Origin of the sequence: Ilumatobacter sp. (assembly GCF_046290335.1) — a bacterium.
In the GTDB taxonomy this organism is placed as follows: domain Bacteria; phylum Actinomycetota; class Acidimicrobiia; order Acidimicrobiales; family Ilumatobacteraceae; genus Ilumatobacter_A.
Genome location: NZ_JBKAGH010000002.1, coordinates 200,647 through 218,251 on the forward strand (window position 1 = coordinate 200,647; position 17,605 = coordinate 218,251).

The following is a 17,605-nucleotide window of genomic DNA, read 5'->3' on the forward strand; positions in this document are numbered from 1 at the left end:
GCGAGCACGACCGGCCGTTGTCGCACTGCCCCGATAGGGTTTGATCACCAACTTCCTCTGGGGAAAGGGCACGCCAATGTTCGAACGATTTACCGACCGGGCTCGCCGAGTCGTGGTGCTCGCACAAGAGGAGGCGCGCCTCCTCAACCACAGCTACATCGGAACCGAGCACATCCTGCTCGGCCTCATCCACGAAGGCGAAGGCGTCGCCGCCAAAGCCCTCGAATCGCTGGGCATCTCGCTCGAGGCGGTGCGCAGCCAGGTCGAGGAGATCATCGGCCAGGGCGGCTCGTCGCCGTCGGGCCACATCCCCTTCACGCCCCGAGCCAAGAAGGTGCTCGAACTGTCGCTGCGCGAAGCCCTGCAGCTCGGCCACAACTACATCGGCACCGAGCACATCCTGCTCGGCCTGATCCGCGAAGGCGAAGGCGTCGCGGCCCAGGTGCTCGTCAAGCTCGGCGCCGATCTGAGCCGTGTGCGCCAGCAGGTCATCCAGCTGCTGTCCGGCTATCAGGGGCCCGCGGGCAGCGCCGGTGCGAGCGGCGCCGGCTCCAGCGGCCGCGAAGGCGCCACCGCCGGTGTCGGCCCCGGCTCCAAAGAGGGCGACGAGAAGGGCGGCAACTCCCAGATCCTCGACCAGTTCGGCCGCAACCTCACCCAGGCAGCTCGTGAAGGTCAGCTCGATCCGGTCATCGGTCGGAGCAACGAACTCGAGCGGGTCATGCAGATCCTGTCTCGCCGCACGAAGAACAACCCGGTGCTGATCGGCGAACCCGGCGTCGGCAAGACGGCGATCGTCGAAGGTCTCGCACAGAAGATCGTCAACAACGACGTGCCCGACACGCTGACCAACAAGCAGCTCTACACCCTCGATCTCGGCGCCCTCGTCGCCGGTTCTCGCTACCGCGGCGACTTCGAAGAGCGCTTGAAGAAGGTGCTCAAGGAGATCAAGTCGCGTGGCGACATCTTGTTGTTCATCGACGAGATCCACACGCTCGTCGGGGCCGGCGCAGCCGAAGGTGCCATCGACGCCGCCTCGATCCTCAAGCCGATGCTCGCTCGCGGTGAACTCCAGACCATCGGCGCCACCACGACCGACGAGTACCGCAAGCACGTCGAAAAAGACGCGGCGCTCGAGCGGCGCTTCCAGCCCGTCAAGGTCGACGAGCCGACGCTCGCGCACACGATCGAGATCCTGAAGGGGATCCGCGATCAGTACGAGTCGCACCACCGGGTGACGATCACCGATCAGGCACTCGTCGCCGCAGCGAATCTCGCCGACCGCTACATCTCCGATCGCCATCTCCCCGACAAGGCGATCGACCTCATCGACGAGGCCGGTTCTCGCTTGCGCATCAAGCGGATGGCCACGCCGCCCGACCTGCGCGAAGTCGAGGCCAAGCTCCTCGAAGTCCAAGAGGCGAAGAAGACCGCCGTCGAAGACCAGCAGTTCGAAGAAGCCGGTCGCCTCCGCGACGAGGAGAAGAAGCTCCTCGAAGAAAAGGCCGCCAAAGAAGCCGAGGTCAAGGCCGAAGGTGTCGACCTGTTCGACGAGGTCGACGAAGAAGCCGTCGCCGAGGTGCTGTCGCTGTGGACGGGCATCCCCGTGTACAAGCTGACCGAGGAAGAGACCGAGCGCCTGCTCAACATGGAGGCCGAACTCCACAAGCGCATCATCGGTCAGGAAGACGCCATCAAGGCGGTCAGCCAGTCGATCCGCCGTACCCGCGCCGGCCTGAAGGACCCGAAGCGTCCGTCCGGTTCGTTCATCTTCCTCGGCCCCACCGGCGTGGGCAAGACCGAGCTGGCCAAGACGCTCACCGAGTTCCTGTTCGGTGACGACAACTCGATGATCACCCTCGACATGTCGGAGTACATGGAGCCACACGCGGTGAGTCGCCTCGTCGGTTCGCCTCCCGGCTACGTCGGCTACGACGACGGTGGCCAGCTCACCGAGGCCGTCCGCCGTAAGCCGTTCTCCGTGGTCCTCTTCGACGAGATCGAAAAGGCGCATCCCGACGTGTTCAACACGCTGTTGCAGATCCTCGAAGAGGGTCGCCTGACCGACAGCCAAGGGCGCTCGGTCGACTTCCGCAACACGGTGCTGATCATGACCTCCAACCTGGGAACCCAGGACTTGCGCAAGGCCAACGTCGGCTTCAACACCGGTGACACGGCCATGAGCTACGAGCGGATGAAGGAGAAGGTCAACGAGTCGCTGAAGGGCCACTTCCGACCGGAGTTCCTCAACCGCATCGACGAGACCATCGTCTTCCACGAGCTCGCCCACCACGAGGTGCTGCAGATGGTCGACATGCAGATGGAGCGTCTGGTCAAGCAGTTGGAAGGCCAGGGCCTGGGCATCGAGCTCAAGCAGGCGGCGAAGGATCTGCTGGCCGACGTCGGCTACGACCCGACGCTGGGCGGTCGCCCGCTCCGTCGTGCGATCCAGCGTCACATCGAGGATCCGTTATCGGAGAAGCTCCTGTACAAGGACTTCTCGGCGGGCGAGATCATCGTCGTCGACGTCGAGGACGACCCGGAAGCACCGGGCAAGCGCCGGTTCACGTTCGAGGCGGTCGAGGGCTTCGTGCCGCCGTCGTCGGTCGAACTCGAGCTGACGGCGACGGCGGACCCGACGCCTCCCGCCGAGTCGTCGGGTGGCGAACTTCCTCCACCCGACGCCGACTGACCCGAACTCCCAGCCCGACATTGCGATGAGGACCGGTGCGGCACGTCCGCACCGGTCCTCATCGCTTGTGGGCTCGATGTGTGCCGTGGCGGCGCGACTCGATGCGGTCATACTGTCGAGGTGCAGGTGACGAGGTGCGGGTGACGAGGTGCAGGTGACGAGGTGCAGGTGACGAGGTGCAGTTGACGACGGCGACATCGAGATGGTCGCGGATCGTGCTGGCGATCGTGGGCATCGTCGTGCTGAGTTCGTGTCGGGTCGACATCGTCCTCGACGTCTCCGTCGACCCCGATGGCACCGGCACGATGTCGATCACTGCGACGGCCGATGCCGACGTGATCCAGCGAGTACCGACGATCGCCGACGACCTCGTCCTCGACGACATCGTCGACGCGGGCTGGGTCGTCGACGGGCCCACGCCGACACCCGACGGTGGCCTCGTCATCACGTTCACCCACCCGTTCGAAGGCGCTGACGAGGCGACCAACCTGCTACGCAGCCTCGGGCCACCGTTCGCCGACCCCGAACTCGGGCGCGGCGAATCGGGCGACGTGACGACCAACACGTTCACCGGCAAGTTCGGGTTGCCCGGGGGCTTCGCTGCGTTCGCCGACGAGGAACTGATCAGCGCCGTCGGCGGTGTGCCCTTCGACGAGGAATTCGCTGCCGCCAACGCGACACCGGCCGATTCGATCACGGCGGCCGTGCGAGCCACCCTTCCCGGCGAGATCCTCGACGACGGCACCAACGGCACCGTCACCCCGGACGGCCGACTGGAATGGTCCGTGCCGATGGACGGCTCGATCCTCGAGCTCAGCGCACGCGCCGAGCAGGCGCCGTCCGCGGGCGGTTCGTGGGCGCGACCGCTGTCGATCGTCGCGCTGATCGCGCTGGTGGCGTGGGTGGCGTTCATGACCGTCTTCATCGGCTACGTCACGATCGCGAGATGGCGCCGCAGTCGCCGGTACCACCGTCGCGCCGCCTGAGCAGCACCAACACAACGCCCGGAGCACGCCATCGCGGCTCTGTTGCCGCCGCGCTGGCGCCGATGTGGCATCGTTGGCGATCAATGGGGGATTCAACACACAGCGGCGCCACCACCGACGATGTCGCGTCGGCGATCGGCACGCTCTCTCGCGTCGACTTCCACTTCGACGTCATGTGCCCGTTCGCCTACCAGACGGCGAAATGGATACGTGAGGTCCGTCGGGAACTCGCCGCCGACTCGACGCGGCCCGACCTCTCGATCGACTGGAAGTTCTTCAGCCTCGAGGAGATCAACCGCCAAGAGGGCAAGAAGCACCCGTGGGAGCGGGAGTGGTCGTACGGCTGGTCGATGATGCGGATCGGGGCCGTGCTGCGACGCCGCTCGATGGACGACCTCGATCGCTGGTACGAGCGAGCCGGACGCGCGCTGCACGAAGACGGCCACAAGCCCCACGAACCCGCTGTCGCTCGGCACCTCCTCGCGGAGATCGGGCTCGACCCGGCGATCGTCGACGAGGCGATCGCCGATCCGAGCACGCACGACGAAGTCCGCTCCGACCACGACCGCGTCGTCGCCGCAGGCGGCTACGGCGTACCGACGCTGTTCTTCCCCGAGTTCTTCAACGACGACGGCGACCCGGAGTGCATGTTCGGACCCGTCGTCCTCGATCCCCCGACGGGCGACGCTGCGCTGCGGCTCTGGCACGCGACGACGGCGTGGCTCGAGTTCCCGTACCTGTTCGAACTCCAGCGACCGAAGAACCCGACCTACAACGGCGTGATCGTCGACCGTCTGCGCCCGTACCTCGACGCGCGGGATTGGGTGTCGATCGACCGAGGCAAGGTCGTCACGATCGGCCGCGCCGACTGACCATGTCGACCGAATCCGACCACCTCGAGATCGTCGGAGAGAGCAACGGCGAGCACGACGCCGAGCGCGACGAGGTTCGCCAGCCGCTCGTCGACGCGTTGCGAGCCGTGGCGTCCACGCGACAACTCGCCAGAGGCGACGAACTGTGTCGAGAAGGTGACGACAGCGACGTCGCGTACCTGGTGCTCGGCGGATCACTCGCAGCGATGGTCCGTGGCCATGCTGGCGACGTCTGCGTCGCGATCCACGGTCCGGGGGCGCTCGTCGGGGAGGTGACCGCCATGATCGGCGGACACCGCACCGCGACGCTGGTGGCACTCGACGACTGCGAGGTCGCAACCATCGAGCGAGCGCCGCTCGTCGATGCCTTCGCAGCGCACCCCGACGCCGCCGACCACGTGCTGCGATCGGCTCGCGAGCGCACCGATCGCTCGCGTGTCGCGGCGCTGTTGTCACACGAGTTGCAGGCACCCGACGGCGCGGCGGTCGCAGCGATCGCCGAGCGCGTCACCTGGGTGCAGCTGACCGCGGGCGACACGCTGTTCGAGGCCGGCGATGCGGCCGACGCTGCCTACCTCGTCGTCAGCGGTCGGCTCGGCGTCGTCGATCCACCAGGAAGTGCACCTGCACTCGTCGAGATCGGCCGCGGCGGCATCGTCGGCGAGTTCGGGCTCCTCGAAGGACGCTCACGCAGCGCCACCGTGATCGCACTGCGCGACTCGTCGCTGGCACGACTCTCGGCCGCTGACTTTCGGTCGATCTCCGCCGACCACACAGCGCTCGCGATGGGTCTCGTTCGTCGCATCCTCGATCGATCGGGACAGGACCACTCGACGGTGACGACGACACGGACGTTCACCATCGTCACGACCGGCGCCGACCAACGCGAACGGATCCGGACGATCACCAACGGGATCGTCGACTCGCTCCGACCGTTCGGGGCGACGACCGTGCTCGATGCCGAGCGCGTTGATCGGCTGCTCGGGCAACCCGGCATCGCCGACACGCCGTCCGGCTCGTTCGGCGAGGTCCGACTCGCCGAGCTGCTGCATCAGGTCGAGAACGATGCCGAGCACGTGGTGCTCGTGGCCGACGGTGACCGGATCGACGGCGGCTGGACCCAGCGAGCGCTGCACCACACCGACCAGGTCGTCATCGTCACGTCGGCGGATCCCGACCGTGACGAGGAGCGTCGCATCGAGAGCGTGCTCGCGTCCGTCCACGAACACATTCCGGTGTGGCTCGCGCTCAAGCACGTCGACCGTCCGATCCGGGCGGGCTCGACGCGACGTCTGCGCGAACGTTTCGACGTCACCGAGGTCCATCACCTCCGTCGAGGCGACGCGTCCGATCTTGCTCGCCTCGGCCGGTTGGCCGGAGGCCGCGGCGTCGCGCTGGTGCTCAGCGGTGGCGGAGCTCGTGGGCACGCTCACATCGGTGTGTTCCGGGCGCTGACCGAACGAGGGGTCCCGATCGATCGGGTGGTCGGTGCCTCGATGGGTTCGATCGTGGCCGGCTGCATCGCGCAGCAACTGCGACCCCACCAACTGCTGGCCGACATGTGCAACGGCGCCGAGCGACTCCTCGACTACACCGTGCCGATCGTGTCGCTGATCAAGGGCGAGCGCATCGTGGGCGTTCTCGCCGACCAGTTCGGCGACACCGAGATCGACGATCTCCCGATTCCGTTCGCCTGCGTGAGCACCGACCTCACGACGGCGCAGGTGATCGTGCATCGAACGGGCCCCGTCGCCACGATGATCCGCACCTCGGTGTCGATTCCCGGTGTGTTGCCACCGGTCGTCCACGGCACGCATCTCCTCGCCGACGGCGGCATCCTCGACAATCTGCCGGTCGGTGTCGTGGCGTCGGACCCGTCGATCGCCACCATCATCGCGAGCGACGTCGCACCGCCGGTCGGACCGTCGGCCAAGAGTGACTACGGGCTCTCGGTGTCGGGCTGGAAGGCGCTGCGTGACAAGGCCACGCCGTCGAAGCTGCGACGCCGACAGCCGGTGACAGCGTTGCCGGGCATCGCCACCACGCTGATGCGATCGCTGCTGATCGGATCGTCGAAGAGCCGCGACGAGCATCTCGCGTCGGGGGCGGTCGACCTGTATCTCGACCTCGACCTCCGTGGCGTCGCCCTCCTCGACTTCGCCCAGGTCGTCCCGGCCGCCGACCGGGGGTACGAGTCCGCCCTGCCGATGATCGACGAGTGGCTCGCAGCTCACCCGGCATTCGCCACCCGCCCTGACCTCGGGGGGCGCTGATGCTGCTCATGACCTTGCGCGACCTGCAGTACCGCGCTCGGCGGGTCGGGCTCGTCACCGTGCTCGTCGCGCTCGTGCTCACCTTGCTGTACCTGATGACCGGGCTCGCCCATCATCTCAACAACGAGCCCTACGACGCCCTCGACAACGTGGGGGCCTCGAGCTGGATCCTCGTCGAGGGCGTCGGCGGCCCGTTCACGGCAGCGTCCGCCCTCCCGCTGTCGGTCGAGGCGACACTCGAGGAGCGAACCGACGGCGTCGTCGAGCCGGTGGTCGTGACGAGGGGCGCGCTCGCTGCGCCCCCCGACAACGACGAGACGCTCGAAGTCCAGGTGATCGGCCACCGCATCGGTGCCCTCGGCCAACCGACCGTCGTATCGGGCACCGGCATCTCCGGCCCGGGCCAGATCGTCCTCGACCGTTCGCTCGACGTCGATGTCGGCAGCGAGGTCGCGATCGGCGTCGAGCGTTTCGAGGTGGTCGGACTCACCTCCGACAGCACGGTGCTCGCCGGTCAGGCGTTCGGGTTCGTCGAACTCGCCACGGCGCAGCAGATGGCGTTCCAGACCGACACCGTCGTCACCGGCTTCGTCTCCGACGGCGGGTTCACGACGGGCGACGGGTTCTCGATCCTCACCCCCGACGATGTCGCCGAGGAGACGCTCGGGCCGATCGAGTCCGCCGTCGCGTCGATCGACCTGATCCGGATCCTGCTGTGGTTCGTCGCTGCGATCGTGATGGGCGCCGTGATCTACCTCACGGCGCTGGAGCGCCAACGAGACTTCGCCGTCCTCAAGGCCGTCGGCGCGAGCGGACGATCGCTCGGCGCCGGTCTCGCCGTGCAGGCGGTGGTCATCGCGCTGATCGCGTCGATCACGGCGGCCGTTGCAGCGACCCTCATCGAGCCGGTCTTTCCGCTTCCGGTGACGATCCCGGCCAGTGCGCTCGTCACGGTCCCGGCGATCGCCGTCGTCGTCGGGTTGTTGTCGGCCATGCTCGGCGTGCGCAAGGTCAACCGAACCGATCCAGCGGAGGCGTTCTCGTGACTGAGCCCGTGCCCGGACGCATCACGGCTCCGGCGAGCGGACTCGTCGTCACCGACCTGGTCAAGGAGTACGCAGGCGACGGCTACGTCGTGCGGCCGCTCGATCACCTCTCGTTCCACGCCGAACCCGGCGAACTCGTGGTGCTGCTGGGCCCGTCCGGGTCGGGCAAGTCGACGCTGCTGTCGTGCCTCGGCGGCATGCTGTCACCGACGTCGGGATCGATCTCGCTCAACGGCCTCGACGTGACCGGAGCGTTCAAGAAGCACCTCGACGCCTACCGACGCAAGCATGTCGGCTTCGTGTTCCAGGGCTTCAACCTGATCCCGTCGCTGTCGGCTCGGGAGAATGTCGCCGTCCCGTTGATCGTGTCGAAGGCCTGCTCGCGCTCGGAAGCACTCGCTCGCGCCGACGCGCTGCTCGAGCGCGTCGGGTTGGGCGATCGCACGCGTCACAGGCCGTCGCAACTGTCGGGTGGCCAACAGCAGCGCGTCGCGGTGGCGCGCGGCCTCGTGACCGATCCCGACCTCCTCATCGCCGACGAACCCACGGCGAACCTCGATCACATCCAGGCCGAGGCGGTGATCGGCCTGTTCCGCGAGCTGCGCTCCCAAGGGCGCGTCATCGTCGTGTCGACCCATGATGCCCGCCTGGTTCCGGTGGCCGACCGGGTCGTGCGGATGACGCCCGACGGCGTCGAACCCGAGCGCGGTGCCCACGAGGTCCGGTTCGACGCGGGCGAGACGGTCTTCTCCCAGGAGGACCCTGCGGACTACGTGTACTCGATCGTGTCGGGGCAGGTTCGGATCGTTCGTGAACTCGTCGACGGAGACCGCGACGTGCTGGCCGAGCTCGGTCCGGGCCAGTACTTCGGCGAACTCGGAGCGCTCCTCGGCTTCCCTCGGTCGGCGACGGCGGTCGCGCAGACCGACGTCGTCGCCACGGCGCTGCCCCCGCACGAGTTCCGCGCCCAGCTCGAGTCGCCGGCCTGAATCCACCGGTATCGCCGCGAGCGACACCCACGCGGGACCGCTCGAATCGAACGTATGTTCAACTCTGAGGCAGGGCGCTGTCATGATGAGGGCATGGGCTCGAAGACCACCAAGATCCGAACCACGTTCGCGTGCACCGAGTGCGGGGCGCAGAGCCCGAAGTGGGCGGGGCGCTGCACCGAATGCGGCGACTGGAACACACTCGTCGAAGAACTGGTCGGCGGCGACGACCCGGCGGCCAACGTGCCGCTCGCTCCGACCAAGCGTTCGGGTCCGATGCGCATCGGCGACGTCCCGACCGACATCGCCCGTCCGATCTCCACCGGCATCGACGAACTCGATGCCGTGCTCGGCGGTGGCCTCGTCGCCGGTTCGGTCACGCTGCTCGGTGGCGAACCCGGGATCGGCAAGAGCACCCTGCTGTTGCAGCTCTTGGCGGCCCGTCAGGGCGCGACGCTGTACGTCAGCGCGGAAGAGAGCGCCCAACAGGTCCGGCTCCGCGCCGAGCGCCTCGATGCGATCCGCCCCGACCTGTGGTTGCAGTCCGAGACGTCGCTCCCCCACATCCTCCAGGCGATCGACGACACGGCACCCGAGTTGGTCGTGATCGACTCGATCCAGACCGTGGCCGACCCGGCGCTCAGCTCCCCGCCCGGCAGCGTCGGACAGGTTCGCGGGTGCGCCCACCGGCTCGTCAACGAAGCCAAGGAGCGCAACATCGCCGTGGTACTGGTCGGCCACGTCACCAAGGAAGGCAGCCTCGCGGGCCCTCGCGTCCTCGAACACGTCGTCGACACGGTCTTGCAGTTCGAAGGCGACCGTCACCACGCGCTGCGTCTGCTGCGAGCGACGAAGCACCGGTTCGGGCCGACCAACGAACTCGGGCTGTTCGAGATGGTCGGCGCCGGGCTCGTCGCGGTGCCCGACCCGTCGACGCTGTTCCTCGCCGACCGGCGCACCGGCATCCCCGGATCCGCGGTCGTGCCGACGATGGAGGGCCGGCGCCCGATCGTGATCGAGTTGCAATCGCTCACCACCGAAGCGATCCCCAACGTCCCATGCCGTCGCAGCGCGCAAGGTATCGATGGTGGCCGACTCTCGATGCTGATGGCCGTCCTCGGTCGCCGGGGCCGACTCAAGGTGGGCGATCACGACGTGTACGCATCGGCGGCGGGCGGCGCCAAGATCACCGAGCCGGGCCTCGACCTCGGTATCTGTCTCGCCGTGGCGAGCGCCATGTCCGACACGCCGCTTCCACCCGACCTGGCCGTCTTCGGCGAGGTCGGTCTCGGCGGCGAGATCCGTCAGGTGAGCCATGCGCCACGCCGAATCACCGAAGCCGTCCGACTCGGGTTCAGCCGAGTGATCCTCCCGGCGAAGTCGCCCGAACCCGACGAAGACGTTCGTGACCACGTCCGACTCATCCGGGTCGATACCATCGCTGCCGCTCTCCGGGCTGCCGGACTCGACGGATCGAGCGGCTCGGGGCTGCGCGCCGTCTGAGTCGTACGGCACCGATCGTCGACCTCGAGCCTGGCGTACACTCTCGACATGGAGACACGTTTCGGGAGCGCGAACGAGCAGATGCGCAGCGCACTCGCTCGTATCGCCCCCGGCACGCCACTACGTGACGGCATCGACCGCGTCGTTCGGGCCAAGGCCGGCGCGCTGATCGTGCTCGAGGACGGTCCCGAAGTGCTTTCGATCTGCTCGGGTGGCTTCCTCGTCGACGCGCCATACAGCCCACAGCGACTCTCGGAGCTGGCGAAGATGGATGGCGCCATCATCATCTCGGCCGACGGCGGCCGGATCGCTCGCGCCAACGTGCACCTCGTGCCCGATCCGACCGTCCCCACGAGCGAGACCGGCACCCGGCACCGTACGGCCGAACGCGTCGCGCGGTCGCTCGATGTCCCGGTCATCTCGGCCAGCGAAGAGATGGGGGTCATCAACGTCTACGCCGGTGGCGGCAAGCGACAGCTGCAAGAGATCGGCCGCCTCCTCGAGCGCGCCAACCAGGCACTGCAAACGCTGGAGCGCTACAAGAAGCGCCTCGACGACTCGATCGCCCGGCTCACGGCCGTCGAGGTCGAAGACGTCGCCAGCTTGCGCGACGTCGCAGCCGTGGTGCAGCGCGGTGAACTCGTCCACCGGATCGCCGACGAGATCGAGACGATGATCGTCGAACTCGGTGTCGATGCCCGCTTGCTGCGGCTCCAACTCGATGAGCTGTACGGCGAGATCGACAACGAACTCGAACACGTCGTCGCCGACTACGTCGCCGACGGCCACTCGGTACGCGACACGCTCGCTGAGATGTCACGGCTCAGCGACGACGAGGTCCACGACCTGCGCCTCGCTGCCAAGGCACTACATCTCGAAGGCGGGGTCGACGACCTCGGGCAGGAGGTCTCACCTCGGGGCTTGCGTCTGCTCCACCGCACCAACCGTCTTTCTTCCGACTCGGCGTCGGCCATCGCCGGGCATTTCAACGGCCTCGCCAAGCTGCAGCGAGCGACCGTCGACGACCTCGCACAGGTCGAAGGCGTCGATGCGGCGACCGCCGCCGACGTGCGAGAGACGATCGCCCGCGTGACCGAGTCGGCGATTCTCGACCAGTACCACTGAGCCGCGACCGTCGACCACGGCGCTCGACGCGCGGACACGGGTTCGCTCCCACCGATTCGCTAGAACGGACGAAGATGATGACGATGATGACCACTGCGTTCGACTCGATTCCCGTCGTCAGTCTCCACGGCGCCCACGCCGGCCGCGACGATCACGGCGGCCAGACCACACGCGAGCTCGCCGAGCAGCTCGCGACCATCTGCCACGAGGTCGGCTTCTTCCTCGTCACCGATCACGGGATCGCCGCCGACGTCGTCGACGACGTGTTCGATCTCATGGCTCGCTTCTTCGCGCTCCCCGACGACGATCGGGCGCTCATCGACAAGATGGCCTCTCCCCATTTCCGGGGGTGGGAGGCGGTCGGTTCGGAGTACACGAACAATCGCGTCGACGTACGCGAGCAGATCGACGTGTGGTCGGAGTACGAACCACGCGCCGATCGACCCAGCGGTCGACACGGCGCCGACGCTGCGTTCTGGCGCCTGCTGGGCCCCAACCAGTGGATGTCCGACGATGTCCTCCCCGGGCATCGGGCCATCACGCTGCGATGGATGGACGAGCTGGGCCGTCTGGCCGATCGGATCCTGTCCCTCCTCGCGCTCGGCCTCGATCTCGCCCCTGACGTGTTCACCCGGATGTTCGGCGATCAACCGATGTCGCTGACGAAGATGATCCACTACCCGCCCACGCCGGCTGGCGGGGCGGGTGTCAACGCGCACCATGACGCGGGCTTCCTGACGCTGCTCGCTCCCGGACCGACACCCGGCCTCCAGGTGCTGAACCCTGCTGGCGACTGGATCGACGTGCCGAGCGTGCCGGGCGCGTTCGTGGTCAACCTCGGCGAGATGCTGCAGGGCATGACCGGCAACTACTTCGTCGCGACGCCCCATCGCGTCATCACCGCCACCGAGCGCTTCTCGGCGGCGTACTTCCAGGGGCCGTCGCTCGACACGCCCCTCGAGCCGCTGCACCTCGACCGCCGCTTCGTCGACGCCGTGGCGAACAGCGAACGACACCGCGGCGCGGGCTACATGGCCAGCGCCAACGAGACCGACGCTGGCGTCGGCGACATGGCGAGCACCACTCGGGCCGCGACGTACGGCGAGCAACTCTGGAACTACTTCTCCCGCAGCTACCCCGCCAACGTCGCCGCCCACCACAGCGACCTCGCGCTGCGCTGACGGCCCTGCGTTCAGATCGCAGCGAGGTCGGCGAGGGTGACGCCGTCGAGCGTGGTCCACATCGTGAGGCCGGGCTGCGGGCCGACCGTGACGACGTGGGGGACCGCGATCGTTCGACAGCCGGCCGCCAGCGCCGAGGCGACACCCGTCGGCGAGTCCTCGATCGCGACGCAGCGAGTCGGTTCGACGCCCAACAACTCCGCTGCGGCGAGGTACGGGTCGGGCGCCGGCTTGCCCGCCGCGACCTCGTCGCCGGTGACCGATCCGACGAACACGCCCTCGGGAGCGGCGTCGATCACGGCGTCGGCGAAGCGTCGCCACGACATCGTGACGAGCACGGTCGGCACCCCGGCGTCACGCGCCTCCACCAGCAACTCGCGCGCGCCGGGTCGCCACGGCAGTTCGACGCGACACATCTCGATCACACCGTCGAGGAGTCGCTCGACGATCTCGTCGAGTTCGAGTGGCACACCGCCGCGATCGCGCAACACCTTCGCAGCATCGAGCAGGTCGTAGCCGACGAGCGCGTGCGCGTCGTCCTCGGTCCAGGTGCCCCCGAACTCGGCGACGAGCAGCCCTTCGTTCTCGATCCAGTACGGCTCGGTGTCGACGACCGTGCCGTCCATGTCGATGAGCAGGGCGTCGAAGCCGAGTTCGGTCATGGACCCGAGTCTGCCGCGACTCACTGCGTCGTCAACCCGATTCGAGCGCACGCGGTGGCGTTCACCCTCGGGGGCAGACGGTCGAGCACGCCGCCGATCAGGCGACCGGCGAGCGGAACATCGTGATCTTGTCCTCGCCGATGCGCTCGCGCTTCTCCGGGTCGCTGATGCCGAGGCCTTCGCTCGGTGCGAGACACAGCACGCCGAGCTTGCCCTCGGCTTCGTTGTGGTGCACCGCCAGCGACGCCTCGCCGACGTGCTCGAGGTCGTAGGTGGCCGAGAGCAGCGGCTGGATGCGACCCTGGTCGATGAGCCGGTTGGCCTGGTACGACTCGGCGTAGTTCGCGAAGTGCGAACCGATGAGACGCTTGAGCTTCATCCAGAAGTGGCGGTTGTCGAACTCGACCATGTAGCCCGACGTGGCGGCGCAGGTGACGACCGTGCCGGCTCGCTTCACGGCGAAGATCGACGCTCCCAGCGTCGAGCGGCCAGGATGCTCGAACACGATGTCGACGTCGTCACCGCCGTTGACGGCGCGGATGTCCTTGCCGAAGCGACGCCATTCGCTCTCGTCTTGCGTGTGCTCGTCCGACCAGAACTCGTACGCCTTCGCCCGCCGATCGATCACGGCCTCGCACCCCATGCGGTTGAGCAGCGCCGCACGCTCGGGCGACGAGACGACGCCGATCGGCGTGCCGCCCCCGTTGAGCACGTACTGCACCGCGTAGCCGCCGATGCCGCCCGTGGCGCCCCAGATCAGGACGCTGTCGCCCTGCTTCATCCGGGCGCCGTTGTCGCTGACGAGCATGCGGTACGACGTCGAGTTGCACAGCGCGTTGACCGCCGACTCCTCCCACGTCAGGTGCGACGGCTTGGGCATCAACTGGTTCGCCTTGACGATCGACAGATCGGCGAGCGCACCGAAGTTGGTCTCGAAACCCCAGATGCGCTGGTTGGCGGCGAGCATCGAGTCGTTGTGGGCGCTCTGGTCTTGGTCGTCGACGTGGTTGCAGTGGACGGTGACGTGGTCGCCCGGCTTCCAGTTCCGGACGGCTGCGCCGACCCGCAGCACGACGCCCGACGCGTCGGAGCCGACGATGTGCTCGTCGCGTTGATGGCGGGCTCCGTACTCGCTCTCCTTGGCCAGACGATCGAGGAAACCGAACGTCGGCAGCGGCTCGAAGATCGACGTCCACACCGTGTTGAAGTTGATGCTCGACGCCATCACCGCGAGGTACACCTCGTCGGGGGCGAGTTCGGGCGTGGCGACCTGGTCGATGTGCAACGACTTGCGGGGGTCCTTGTCCCACGAGTCGACACCTTCGAACATCGCCGTCTCGTCGCGCTTGACGAACGCGGCCCGGTAGCTCTCGGGAATCGGCAGATTGGCGAGTTCGTCGCCACTGGCCCCGGACTGGATGGCTTCGAGGATCTGTTCCATGGCGGGAGGTTACTGATCGGTAACCCAGCGCTCCAAAGTGCGAACGAGCCGAAACAGCCCTCGCCAGTTCAGCGATGGAGAACGACGAGGTCGCCGAGCAGCAGCGTGCTCATCGCGGCCCGGGTGCTCCATCGGTCACCGACATCGCCGATCATCGTGACGGTGCTACCGACCGGCTCGACACGCACGTTCGAGATCACCTCGGTCAACGACTCCCGCCCGACCAGTGAGTCGCCGGCCCATGCAGCCGCCACGTTGTCGACCTCGCCGGCGGCAGCGTCGGCGTCTGCGAAGTGGTACACCGCGGTGAACGTCGCCTGGCCGTCGACGCGTGACGAGCCAACGCCGACGAGTTCGAACGGCGCGGAGATCTGGACGGCGGCTTCGAGGAGAGCGATGCGGCCAGGGTCCTCGATCTGCGAGGTGAGCGATCCGACACTGAACTCACCGGAGACGATCAGCGCGGCTGCAACCGCACTCGCGTCGAGTTGTCGGGCGACTGCGAGCCACGCAGCGTCGTCCGCGAGCGTCTCGCCGCCGGCGACCCAATCCACCGCGACGGGTAGTTGGCGCGTCACGGCGACCAGACCGTTTCGTTCGACGAGATGGAGCGGGCGACCCAGCGGACGGGCGGTGGTTCGGCCCTCGAGGTCGACTTCGTCGTCGGCTCCCGACCCCACCGTCACCACTCCGTCGGCGGACTCGACGAGGTCGTCGGCCACCTGCAGGTCACCGGACACCACGCTGAAGCTGACCGGTGGAGCGGAGAGCTCCGCGACGGCCCGCACGTCGAACGGCGAGAAGCCGAACTCCCCTTCGAACCCGTCCGGGTCGGTCACACCGAAGTCGCCGGGAAAGAACCCGGGCTGGACGACCCCGTAGCCCGTTCCACCGTTCTCGACGGTCGCGGGCTGCGTGAGTTCGATGAAGCCGTCGATGATCTCCGCCTCGTCGCCGAGGTCGATCGGGTCGGTGAGATCCGCCTGTCGAAAGGCCGCCTCGACGTCGACGAGCGTGACCGTGACCGAGTTCTCGGCGCTGTCGACCAACGGCTTCGGAAGGAGTCGGAGCTGGGTCTCGATGAAACCACTCGCGTCGAGAACCGTCTCGACCGGCACGTCCGTCTCGACCGGCACGTCCGTCTCCACCGGCACGTCCGTCTCCACCGGCACGTCCGTCTCCACCGGCACGTCCGTCTCGACCGGGGTGGGGTCGCTGGCGGGGGCGGTCGAGCCGTTCTCGTCGCTCGACGAGTCGCTCCCCGCGCACGAAGCGACGAGCAGCGCTGCCATCACCATGGATGCCCCGCGAGTAGTCCGGCGCGAATTCGTCGAGTGCCCCATGACCAAATCCAACCAGGCCGGCGTCACCTGACTGTGAACTTCGCCGGATCATCGTCGGCCCTGTCGCCCCGTACAGCCGTGTCGGCCTTGTTACCGATGCGTACGCCGCGAGTACCCTCTCGACATGGCTACCAACGGTTCGTACATCATCGCCGGCGCTCGTACGCCCATCGGGAAGATGAGCGGTGCGCTCGCGTCGTTCTCGGCTGCCGATCTCGGTGGCTTTGCGATCGCGGCGGCACTCGAACGCTCCGGCGTCGCGCCCGACGAAGTCGACCACGTCATCATGGGCCAGGTGCTCATGGCGGGTCAGGGTCAGGTCCCGAGCCGTCAGGCCGCCTCGAAGGCCGGCATCCCGATGAACGTGCCCGCCGTCAACATCAACAAGGTCTGCCTGTCAGGGTTGAACTCCATCTACCTCGCGCACCAGATGATCGCGATGGGCGACGCCGACATCGTCGTCGCCGGCGGCATGGAGTCGATGACCAACGCTCCCTACATCGCCGACGGCGCACGAGGAGGCTTCCGTTACGGCAACACGGAGTTGCGTGACGCGATCATCGCCGACGGCCTCTGGTGTGCGTTCGACTCGTGCCTGATGGGCTTGGGCACCGACCGCTACACCGGCGATTCGATCAGCCGCGAACAGCAGGACCAACTGGCCGCCGACTCCAACGAGCGCGCCGCCAACGCGATCAAGGACGGCCGCTTCGACGACGAGATCATCGCCGTCTCGGTTCCGCAGCGCAAGGGTGACCCGATCCTCGTCGAGCACGACGAGGGCGTCCGGCCCGGCACGACGGTCGACACCCTCGCCGCCATGCGCCCCGCGTTCGATCCGAACGGATCGATCACTGCGGCCAACGCGTCGCAGCTGTCCGATGGCGGCTCGGCCGTGGTCGTGATGTCGAAGGCCGAGGCCGAACGGCGCGGCGTGACTCCGCTCGGCGAGTTCGTCTCCTACGGCATGGTCGCCGGACCCGACAACGCGTCGCTGCTCCACCAGCCGAGCCGGGCGATCATGCAGGCCGCCGAGAAGGCCGGCGTCGCCGTGGCCGACATCGACCTGTTCGAGATCAACGAGGCGTTCGCGGCCGTTGGGATCGCGTCGATCGCCGAACTGGGCATCTCCGACGAGATCGTCAACGTCAACGGTGGAGCGATCGCGCTCGGGCATCCGATCGGCATGAGCGGCAACCGTCTCGCCCTGACGTTGCTGCACGAGTTGCAGCGCCGCGGTGGCGGCATCGGCGCGGCCGGACTCTGCGGCGGTGGCGGCCAAGGCGATGCGATCGTCCTCAAGACGGTCTGAATCCTGCGATCTGCACCCGGTTGACGCCCGTTCGGATCGACGCATCGAGCCAACGCGCACCATCACGCAGCGTGCTGAAACGATCTCACCGCGCGTCGGCTTATGTCACTCCATGTGGCTGATTGCTGACTTCGAGTGTGATTATGGCGGTAAAACTGTCTTTTGTTGTGGTCTCTTGAC

The 17,605-nt window shown here is 67.6% G+C and carries 13 protein-coding genes; 10 read left to right on the forward strand and 3 right to left on the reverse strand.

Annotated features, from left to right (window positions below):
• Positions 1 to 76: 76 nt before the first annotated feature.
• From ACE37B_RS09410 to ACE37B_RS09450, 9 genes are all read left to right on the forward strand, one after another.
• Positions 77 to 2,692 (forward strand): ATP-dependent Clp protease ATP-binding subunit, encoded by a 2,616-nt coding sequence (locus ACE37B_RS09410; RefSeq protein ID WP_409923066.1) that lies wholly within the window; start codon positions 77 to 79, stop codon positions 2,690 to 2,692.
• A 215-nt stretch (positions 2,693 to 2,907) separates the two neighbouring features.
• A complete protein-coding gene (locus tag ACE37B_RS09415; RefSeq protein WP_409923067.1) occupies positions 2,908 to 3,678 on the forward strand; it encodes a hypothetical protein in 771 nt (256 codons plus the stop codon).
• Positions 3,679 to 3,761: 83 nt separating this feature from the next.
• Positions 3,762 to 4,550, forward strand: a complete 789-nt coding sequence (locus ACE37B_RS09420; RefSeq protein ID WP_409923068.1) for a DsbA family protein — start codon at positions 3,762 to 3,764, stop codon at positions 4,548 to 4,550.
• 2 nt (positions 4,551 to 4,552) lie between these two features.
• Complete coding sequence (locus ACE37B_RS09425) at positions 4,553 to 6,823, forward strand: cyclic nucleotide-binding domain-containing protein (protein WP_409923069.1); 2,271 nt, start codon at positions 4,553 to 4,555, stop codon at positions 6,821 to 6,823.
• Complete coding sequence (locus ACE37B_RS09430) at positions 6,823 to 7,869, forward strand: ABC transporter permease (protein WP_409923070.1); 1,047 nt, start codon at positions 6,823 to 6,825, stop codon at positions 7,867 to 7,869. The genes ACE37B_RS09425 and ACE37B_RS09430 overlap by 1 nt, the downstream gene beginning before the upstream one ends.
• Positions 7,866 to 8,858 (forward strand): ATP-binding cassette domain-containing protein, encoded by a 993-nt coding sequence (locus tag ACE37B_RS09435; protein ID WP_409923071.1) that lies wholly within the window; start codon positions 7,866 to 7,868, stop codon positions 8,856 to 8,858. Before ACE37B_RS09430 ends, ACE37B_RS09435 begins: the two co-directional genes overlap by 4 nt.
• Before the next feature lie 93 nt (positions 8,859 to 8,951).
• On the forward strand, positions 8,952 to 10,361 hold the full coding sequence (radA, locus tag ACE37B_RS09440) for a DNA repair protein RadA (RefSeq protein WP_409923072.1): 1,410 nt from the start codon (positions 8,952 to 8,954) through the stop codon (positions 10,359 to 10,361).
• A 48-nt stretch (positions 10,362 to 10,409) separates the two neighbouring features.
• Complete coding sequence (gene disA, locus ACE37B_RS09445) at positions 10,410 to 11,486, forward strand: DNA integrity scanning diadenylate cyclase DisA (RefSeq protein ID WP_409923073.1); 1,077 nt, start codon at positions 10,410 to 10,412, stop codon at positions 11,484 to 11,486.
• 83 nt (positions 11,487 to 11,569) lie between these two features.
• Positions 11,570 to 12,667 (forward strand): isopenicillin N synthase family dioxygenase, encoded by a 1,098-nt coding sequence (locus tag ACE37B_RS09450; RefSeq protein WP_409923074.1) that lies wholly within the window; start codon positions 11,570 to 11,572, stop codon positions 12,665 to 12,667.
• Between the two features lie 11 nt (positions 12,668 to 12,678).
• Here the strand turns inward: ACE37B_RS09450 and ACE37B_RS09455 are convergent, their stop codons facing one another.
• The 3 genes from ACE37B_RS09455 to ACE37B_RS09465 form a co-directional block, all read right to left on the reverse strand.
• The gene (locus ACE37B_RS09455) at positions 12,679 to 13,329 is read right to left on the reverse strand and encodes an HAD family hydrolase (protein WP_409923075.1); all 651 of its coding nucleotides are present in this window, start codon (positions 13,327 to 13,329) and stop codon (positions 12,679 to 12,681) included.
• A 97-nt stretch (positions 13,330 to 13,426) separates the two neighbouring features.
• Complete coding sequence (ccrA, locus tag ACE37B_RS09460) at positions 13,427 to 14,770, reverse strand: crotonyl-CoA carboxylase/reductase (protein ID WP_409923076.1); 1,344 nt, start codon at positions 14,768 to 14,770, stop codon at positions 13,427 to 13,429.
• Positions 14,771 to 14,838: 68 nt separating this feature from the next.
• Positions 14,839 to 16,062 carry a hypothetical protein gene (locus tag ACE37B_RS09465; protein ID WP_409923077.1) on the reverse strand — a complete coding sequence of 408 codons (1,224 nt, stop codon included), beginning with the start codon at positions 16,060 to 16,062 and terminating at the stop codon, positions 14,839 to 14,841.
• A 175-nt stretch (positions 16,063 to 16,237) separates the two neighbouring features.
• Here ACE37B_RS09465 and ACE37B_RS09470 point away from each other — a divergent pair, with 175 nt between their 5' ends.
• Positions 16,238 to 17,425: an acetyl-CoA C-acetyltransferase gene (locus tag ACE37B_RS09470; protein WP_409923078.1), complete on the forward strand. Its 1,188-nt coding sequence runs from the start codon at positions 16,238 to 16,240 to the stop codon at positions 17,423 to 17,425.
• Positions 17,426 to 17,605: the final 180 nt, after the last annotated feature.